8 protein-coding genes are annotated in these 8036 nt (G+C 66.2%); 2 read left to right on the top strand and 6 right to left on the bottom strand.

The genetic code is table 11. From position 1 onward, the window contains the following. On the top strand, positions 1-270 hold a 270-nt coding region (locus F615_RS20200), incomplete at its 5' end, for a T6SS immunity protein Tli4 family protein (protein WP_026330352.1). Between the two features lie 86 nt (positions 271-356). On the opposite strand, the gene F615_RS0114905 is transcribed toward F615_RS20200, so the two are convergent. Further along, entirely contained in the window at positions 357-1253 is an 897-nt protein-coding gene (locus tag F615_RS0114905) for a DMT family transporter (protein ID WP_019561977.1), read from the bottom strand. A 42-nt stretch (positions 1254-1295) separates the two neighbouring features. Beyond that, on the bottom strand, positions 1296-1604 hold the full coding sequence (locus F615_RS0114900; protein ID WP_026330360.1) for a putative signal transducing protein: 309 nt from the start codon (positions 1602-1604) through the stop codon (positions 1296-1298). Between the two features lie 84 nt (positions 1605-1688). Here F615_RS0114900 and F615_RS0114895 point away from each other — a divergent pair, with 84 nt between their 5' ends. Further along, positions 1689-2672, top strand: coding sequence for a quinone oxidoreductase family protein (locus F615_RS0114895; protein WP_019561975.1), 984 nt, complete (start codon positions 1689-1691; stop codon positions 2670-2672). A gap of 1 nt (position 2673) precedes the next feature. On the opposite strand, the gene F615_RS0114890 is transcribed toward F615_RS0114895, so the two are convergent. The 4 genes from F615_RS0114890 to F615_RS0114875 form a co-directional block, all read right to left on the bottom strand. Further along, entirely contained in the window at positions 2674-3480 is an 807-nt protein-coding gene (locus F615_RS0114890) for a DUF2189 domain-containing protein (RefSeq protein ID WP_169452435.1), read from the bottom strand. Between the two features lie 60 nt (positions 3481-3540). Further along, positions 3541-4062 carry a signal peptidase II gene (gene lspA / locus F615_RS0114885; RefSeq protein ID WP_019561973.1) on the bottom strand — a complete coding sequence of 174 codons (522 nt, stop codon included), beginning with the start codon at positions 4060-4062 and terminating at the stop codon, positions 3541-3543. Further along, on the bottom strand, positions 4062-6941 hold the full coding sequence (gene ileS, locus F615_RS0114880) for an isoleucine--tRNA ligase (protein WP_019561972.1): 2880 nt from the start codon (positions 6939-6941) through the stop codon (positions 4062-4064). The genes lspA and ileS overlap by 1 nt, the downstream gene beginning before the upstream one ends. A 90-nt stretch (positions 6942-7031) precedes the next feature. Continuing rightward, positions 7032-8030, bottom strand: a complete 999-nt coding sequence (locus tag F615_RS0114875) for a bifunctional riboflavin kinase/FAD synthetase (RefSeq protein WP_019561971.1) — start codon at positions 8028-8030, stop codon at positions 7032-7034. Positions 8031-8036 lie beyond the last annotated feature (6 nt).

Here is an 8036-nt window from a genome sequence, read left to right as displayed (position 1 = left end):
TCCATCGGGCGTGAACCTGCCGAAGTATCTTCGGCTCGGGTTGCTGGGCATACGGCCATCATCCAGACGGACCAGTCGATAGAAGGTCAAGAACACCCCTTCCTGACCATCGAGTTCTACAACGGCCACTACATTCCCTCGCCGCCGCGCAGTTTGGAGGAGATGGCCAAGATTCCTGACTTGACGCAAGCCACGCTGAGCGAAGCGCAGGTGCTGGCGCTGTGGGATGCGATCACGGCGACGCTGCGTCCGCGGCCTGGGGCGTTGTGATGGCGCGCCTCAACGGCAGAATGGGCATGGCCGCCGCATGGGGAATTGCAACGGTGAAGGTTGCAGCGGTGTGGGGCTTCGATGGCTCATCTGCGTGACGATACGACGATGCCGGCGGCGATGAGCACGAAGGCCGCTGCGTGGAACCAGCGCGGTGGGTCGCCCAGCACGGCAGCGGACATCATGGCTGCGAACACGGGGGTGAGGTTGCCGAAGAAGGCGGCGATGGTGGGGCCCACCGCAGCCACGCCCAAGCCCCAACAGCGGTAGGCGATCAGCGAGGGACCAATGGCCACATAGGCCAGCAGGAGCAGGACCCAGGCGTTGATTTCTACGTGGGCCGATCCGGCCGCCCATTCGCCCACTGCGGCGCCGCCGGCCCACAGCAGGCCGATGGCGGTTTGTGCCATCAGGAATTCCGCCCAGGGCCACTGGCGTTCACCCGGGGCGGGCCGAGCCAGCATCCAGCTGTAAAACGCCCAAGCGATCACGGCCACCACCATGTACAAGTCGCCAGGCACCAGTCGCACTTGACGCAAGGTGTCCCATTGGCCGCGGGACAGCACCAACAGCACGCCGGCCAAGGACAACAACGCGCCCAGCACTTGGGTTCGTCGGGCCCGCTCTCCGTAACACAAGGCACCGACGATCAACATCCACACCGGCATGCTGGCGGCGATCAGCGTGACGTTGATCGGGCTGGAGGTGGTCAGTGCCAAGTATTGCAAGGCGTTGTAGCTGCCCATGCCCAGCAGACCGAGGACGGCAAAGCGTCTCCATTGGGGCCACAGCGGGCTGTCGGCTTTCAGGATCCGCCAGCCCAAGGGCAGCAGCAAGAGTGCCGCGATCGTCCAGCGCAGCGCATTGAGCAGCAGCGGCGAGACCGAGCCGACGGCCAGGCGGCCGGCCACGGCGTTGCCCGCCCACAGCAGGGGCGGCAGGATGAGCCATAGCAGGGTGGACGGAGCAATGCGGCGGGCCATCGGGACGGGTCGCCCCGAGGCAGCCCCGGGACAGCGCATGGTTCAAGAACGCGGCATGTTAGCGCCACAGCGCCAACACTGCTCGAAGGGGCCGTCGATGTCCTCGCCGCAGGACGAACAGGTCCAGTGCAGCTCGCGCGGATGTCGTAGGGCTTCGAGCAATTCGCAGGCGCGGTCCCATTGCTCGGGGTGTTCGATCCAGACTTCCGGCAGGCTTTGGTCGGGCGGGATCTCGCCCGAGATGCCGCTGGCGAAGTAGCGTTGCACGCAGGCTTGCACGCCGGCACGGGTGAGCCAATCGGCCCACAGGCTGGCCACGGCGATGTTGGGGGCTTGCGTGAGTCGTTTCATGGCGTCCATCATGCCCCCAGGCCTGCAAATTCGTCCATGAGGGCTTATCGTGTGGTTTGACAGCCCTGCAATGAGGAGAACGACATGCCCAAGGCCATTCAGATTCAGCAGTTCGGCGGCCCCGAGCAACTTCAGCTCGTCGAGGTGAGCGTTGGCGAGCCTGGCCCCGGCGAGGTGCGCATCCGCCACTATGCCTGCGGCCTGAATTTCATCGACATTTATCAGCGCACCGGGTTGTATCAGGGGGCGTTGCCGCTCACATTGGGCATGGAGGCCGCCGGCGTGGTCGAGGCGGTGGGCGAGGGCGTGACGCACTTGCGGCCCGGCCAGCGAGTGGCGTATGCCAGCCAGCCGCCGGGGGCTTACTGTGAGGTGCGGGTCATGCCCGCGCGTTGTGTGGTCGAACTGCCCGATGGCATCGACTTCGAGACGGGCGCGGCCATGATGCTGAAGGGCCTGACGGTGCAGTACCTGCTGCGCAAGACCCAGCCGCAGGGCGGGTTGCAAGAAGGCGACCATGTGCTGTTCCATGCGGCCGCTGGCGGGGTGGGCTTGATCGCTTGTCAGTGGGCGCGCGCGATGGGGCTGCAGCTCATCGGCACGGCCGGCAGCGACGAGAAATGCGCATTGGCCCGTGAGATGGGCGCAGCGCATGTCATCAATTACAACAAGGAAGACTTCGTCGCGCGCGTCAAAGAGATCACCGGGGGTCGGGGGGTGAAGGTGGTGTATGACTCGATTGGCAAGGAGACTTGGGAGCGTTCGTTGGAGTGCCTGCGCCCCTTGGGTCTGATGGTGAGCTATGGCAATGCCTCGGGACCGGTGCCGCCGATCAGCCTGGCCACGCTGGCGGCCAAGGGTTCGCTTTATGTGACCCGGCCGACCTTGTTCACCCACCTGGCCACGCGGGAATCCACCCAGGCCATGGCCGATGACTTGTTCGACATGGTCGGCAGCGGCCGGGTGAAGATTCGCATCGATCAGCGCTACCGGCTGGCCGAAGTGGCTCAGGCTCACCGCGACCTGGAGGCGCGCAAGACCACCGGCTCCTCGGTGCTGTTGCCGTGAGTCAGGTTGCCGGGGCAGGGCCGCGATCCTGCCTCGGCGGGGGGCCCACCGCGCTGCGGTAGGCGTGCCAGCTGGCATGGCCGAGCACCGGGCCGATCACCAGCAGCCCCAAGAAGGCCGGCAACAGTGCCAGCATCACCAACAGCGTGATCAGCAAGCCCCACCATAGCATCACGCCGGTCTGGGTGAGGCACAGCCTCAGGCTGGTGAGCGCGGCTGAGATGGCGTCGGTGTGCCGGTCCAGGATCATGGGCAGGCTCACCACGCTGACGGCAAAGATCAGTGCGGCGAACACTCCACCGACGGCCAGGTAGGTGAGGATGAAATTCAGGTGTTCGGGGGCGAGCAGCTTCCACAGTGAGCCCTGGAAGTCGGGGACTTGGTCGAAGCTGACCGCAAACACCACCAAGGAGGCCCGGCCCCACAGCATCTCGAGGATCAGCAGCACGCCGCCGAAGATGGCCATCGTGCCTACTTTGGCTTCCCAGGCCAGCAGCGAGCTGCCCAGGTCGGGGCGCAGGCCTTGCTCGAGCCGGCGGCTGGCCTCGTACAGGCCCAGGCACAGGAAGGGGCCCATCAACAGGAAGCCGGCGCTCAGTGCCAGCGTGTAGGCAGGGGCGTTTTCGTACACGGCCAGCAGCAACCAGCCCATTGCGGCGAAACAGGCGCCGTAGAACAGTCCCAGGCCGGGGCAACGGATGAAGTCTTTCCAACCCAGCGCCAACCAGCGCAGCGGGTCACGCCAGTCCAGCCGGCGCAGAGGCAGGTCGAAGACGGTGGGCGGCGGCGAGACCTCGGGGGCGTTCATGGCAAAACCGGTCGGCATCGTGTGCCGAGGATTGTCGCAAGCGCCCGCCCCGGGTGGCGCTCAGGACTTCCCGGAGCGTCCTGCGCTTTGGCGCTCGCGCCGCAGGCGGCGGATCTCGTCGAGGATCAGCAGGAAGGCGCCCAGCGTGATGGCGCTGTCGGCCAGGTTGAAGGCCGGGAAATGGTGGCCGCCGGCATGGAAGTCCAGGAAGTCCACCACGTAGCCGTGCCGGGTGCGGTCGATCACGTTGCCCACGGCCCCGCCGAGGATGGCGCTGAGGGCCGTGGCAAAGAGGGGCTCGTCCGCGTGGCGCCACAGCAGCCAGACGATGAACACCGAGGCGGCCAGCCCCAAGGCGATGAACAACCAGCGCTGCCAGCCCGAGGCCCAGGCCAGAAAGGAAAAGGCGGCCCCAGGGTTGTGCACGCGCACGATGTTGAAAAAGGAGGTGATGGGCGTGCCCTCGCCGAGCTGGTAGTGCTGCAGGATCTGGGCCTTGGTGAACTGGTCCAGCACGACGATGAGCGCGGCAATACCCAGCCACAGGCCCCAGCGCCTCTTTGATGCGGTCTGGCGCTCCATCACGCCACCTTGCGGGACTCGCCCGTCCCGAACAGGTTGCTCACGCAGCGTGCGCACAAGGTGGGGTGCTCGGTGTCGATGCCCACGTCGTCGCGGTAGTGCCAGCAGCGTTCGCATTTGGGCGCGGAGCTCGGTGTCACTTGGACCGCAAGCTCGGAGCCTTCGACCACGGTGGCCGCCGAGGTGATGAGGACGAATTTCAAGTCCTCGCCCAGGCTGGCCAGCAGGGCGTGGTCTTCCGGGCCCGCGGTGATGCGCACCGTGGCTTGCAGCGAGGCGCCCACTTGGCCTGCGGCGCGCACGGTCTCGATTTCCTTGTTCACCACATCACGGATCTCGCGGATGCGGGACCATTTGGCCAGCAAGGCTTCGTCGCCTGCGGCCGGAAAGCCCCAGAAGGTTTCGGTGAAGATCGACACCGACGCGCCCGGCGCGAACACTTGCCAGGCTTCTTCCGCCGTGAAGCTCAAGAAGGGTGCCATCCAGCGCAGCATGCCGTGGGTGAGGTGCCACAGTGCGGTCTGGGCCGATCGACGGGCGTGGGAGTTGGCCGCCGTGGTGTAGAGGCGGTCTTTGAGCACATCGAGATAGAAGGCGCCCAGGTCCTCGGAGCAGTACACCTGCAGCTTGGCCACCACCGGGTGGAATTCGTAGGCGTCGTAATGCGCCAGGATTTCGCGTTGCAACTGGGCGGCCCGCGCCAGTGCATAGCGGTCCACCTCCAGCATCTGCTCGATGGGCACGGCGTGTGAAGCCGGGTCGAAGTCGCTGGTGTTGGCCAGCAAGAAGCGCAGGGTGTTGCGAATGCGGCGATAGGCATCGACCACACGGGCGAGGATTTTGTCGTCGATGGCCAGATCGCCCGAGTAATCGGTGGAGGCCACCCACAGGCGGATGATCTCGGCACCGAGCTTGTCGCTCACCTCTTGAGGCGCCACGACATTGCCCAAGGACTTGCTCATCTTGCGGCCTTGGCCATCGACGGTGAAGCCGTGGGTGAGCAAGCCGCGGTAGGGGGCGCGGCCGTACATCGCGCAGGCCGTCAGCAGCGAGGAATGGAACCAGCCGCGGTGCTGGTCATGGCCTTCCAGATAGAGGTCGGCCTCGGGGCCGCTGTCGTGGCCGGCGCCGGCATGGCTGCCCTTGAGCACGGTGGTGTGCGTCGTGCCCGAGTCGAACCACACCTCCAGGATGTCGGTGCTCTTGGTGTAGCGTGCCGGGTCGGTGTCGTCGCCGATGCGCTGCAGGATCTCGGCCACGGTGAGCCGGCTCCAGGCTTCGATGCCGCCGGCTTCGACCACCTCGGCGGCCAGGTCGATGATCTCGGGCGTGCGCGGGTGCGGCTCACCGCTGTGGACGTCCAGCAAGAAGGGCAGCGGCACGCCCCAGCTGCGTTGGCGGCTGATGCACCAATCCGGCCGATTGGCGATCATGTCGCGCAGCCGGGCGCGGCCGTTCTCGGGATAGAACTGGGTGTGCTCGATGGCTTCCAGCGCCATCTGGCGCAGGGTTTTGGGGGCTTTGTCTTTGGTGAAGATGCCCTCGCCTTCGTCCATGCGCACGAACCATTGCGCCGCGGCCCGGTAGATGACCGGGGTCTTGTGGCGCCAGCAATGCGGGTAGCTGTGGGTGATGGTTTCGGTGGCAAACAGCCGGCCATGCTCGCGCAGTGTCTCGATGATGTTCGCGCAGGCTTTCCAGATGTTTTGGCCGCCAAACAACGGCAGCTCCGCCACGTAGGCGCCGTGGCCCTGCACGGGGTTGAGAATCTCCTCGTGCTTGAGGCCATGGGCCACGCAGGAATTGAAGTCTTCCACGCCATAGGCCGGAGCCGAATGCACGATGCCGGTGCCGTCCTCGGCGGTGGCGTAGTCGGCCAGATAGACTGGCGAGAGTCGGTCGTAGCCTGGATGCACATGCGCCAGCGGGTGATGGAAGCGAATCTGCTCCAACGCGCGGCCTTGGGTCGTGGCCAGCACTTGGCCTTCCAACCCGTAGCGCTGAAGGCAGGTTTGCACCAGGGATTCGGCCAGCACCAGCAGGCCGCGCGGCGTGTCCACCAGGGCGTAGACGATCTCGGGGTTCAGGTTGAGCGCCTGGTTGGCCGGAATCGTCCAGGCCGTGGTGGTCCAGATCACGGCATACATCGGCCGAGCTTCCAGGCCCTCGGGGTTGCCGTGGGGCAACCCGGTGTCGCGGAAGAAGGCTTGCAGCAGCTTGGTGGGTTCGGCACACAGGAAGCCCACGTCCAGCGTCTGGCTCTTTTTGTCTTGATACTCGATTTCGAACTCGGCCAGCGAGGAGCCGCAGTCGAAACACCAGTACACCGGCTTCATGCCGCGGTAGACGAAGCCGCGTTCCATCACGCGCTTGAAGGCACGGATTTCGTGGGCCTCGTTCACGAAATCCATCGTGCGATAGGGCGCATCCCATTGCCCCAACACGCCCAGACGCTTGAAATCGGCCATTTGCTGCGCGATTTGCTCGGTGGCGAAGGCGCGGGCCTTGGTCTGCATGTCCCCTCGGCTGAGGCCGCGGCCATGGAGCTTTTCGATGGCGTTTTCGATCGGCAAGCCGTGGCAGTCCCAGCCAGGGATGTACTGCGCGTCGAAGCCGGCGAGCTGACGCGCCTTGACGATCATGTCCTTGAGGACCTTGTTGACCGCATGCCCGATGTGGATCTTGCCGTTGGCATAGGGCGGGCCGTCATGCAGGATGAACTTCGGCCGCCCGCAACGGGCCTCGCGCAGGCGCCGGTACAAGCCCTGCTCGTCCCAGGACTTCACCCAGCCCGGCTCGCGCTTGGGCAGGTCGCCCCGCATGGGGAAGGGGGTGTCGGGCAGGTTCAGCGTCGATCGGTAGTCTTTGGCGTCGCTCATGGTCGTGGGGCGCGCGAAGGCGCTTTCAGGGTATCGGGCCGGTCGAGGGCAGGGCAGGCGCAGGCCCGATGTCGCCGCGCTCAGCGGGCGTCAAATTCGGTCGCGCGTGGTTTGGCGGCGCGTGCGGCTGTGCAGCGAGGCGAAGTAGGCGCGGGCGTGGGCCACGTCCTGATCGATGGCGGCCTTCAGCGCCTCCAGCGTGTCGTAGCGGGCTTCGTCGCGCAGTTTGTGCAGCAGTTCCACCCGCACGATTTTACCGTAGCCCCCCTCGGGCCCCAGCACGGCCGGCCAGTCCAGGCAGTACACCTCCAGCAGCAAGCGGCCGCCGTGCTCCACCGTCGGGCGCAGGCCCAGGCTGGCTACGCCGTCGAGCGCTTGGTCGGTCAAGCCGTAGGTGCGCACCGCGAAGATGCCCTGGGCTGCCGCCTTGGGATGGGGAAAGCGCAGGTTGAGAGTGCGAAAGCCCAAGTCGCGGCCGAGCTTACGGCCATGGATCACATGGCCGCTGAGGCTGTATGGACGACCCAGCAGGCTGGCGACCCGTTCCATGTCGCCGGCAGCCAGGGCTTCGCGCACGGCCGAGCTGGATACGCGCAGGCCATGCACCTCATAGCTCAACATGCGAGCCACGTCGAAGCCGCGTTGCTCGCCCAGCCGGTCCAGCAGGTCATAGTCGCCGGCGCGCTTGGCGCCGAAGCGGAAATCGTCGCCCACGAGCACATACTTCGCGCCCAGGCCCTGCACCAGCACCTCGTCCACGAAGGCTTCGGGTGCGAGGCTGGCCAGTCGCTGATCGAAGGGCAGCACCACCACTTGGTCGATGCCGCAGCGTTGCAGCTCGGTGAGCTTGTCGCGCAGCGGGGCGATGCGCGCGGGAGCCAGTTCGGGCTTGCCCAAGACCCGGGCGAAATGGTCGCGCGGGTGCGGCTCGAAGGTCAGTACGCAGCTGGGCAGGCCACGGTGCTGCGCTTCGTTGCGCAGCAGGGCGAGCATGGCTTGGTGGCCCCGGTGCACACCGTCGAAGTTGCCAATGGTCAGGGCGCAGGCCGGCGCCAGTCCCTGATGGTGAAAGCCGCGGAAGACACGCATGGGAGC

Origin of the sequence: Caldimonas manganoxidans ATCC BAA-369, from assembly GCF_000381125.1 — a bacterium.
Lineage (GTDB): Bacteria > Pseudomonadota > Gammaproteobacteria > Burkholderiales > Burkholderiaceae_C > Caldimonas > Caldimonas manganoxidans.
This window is presented reverse-complemented; position numbering and strand designations above follow the sequence as displayed.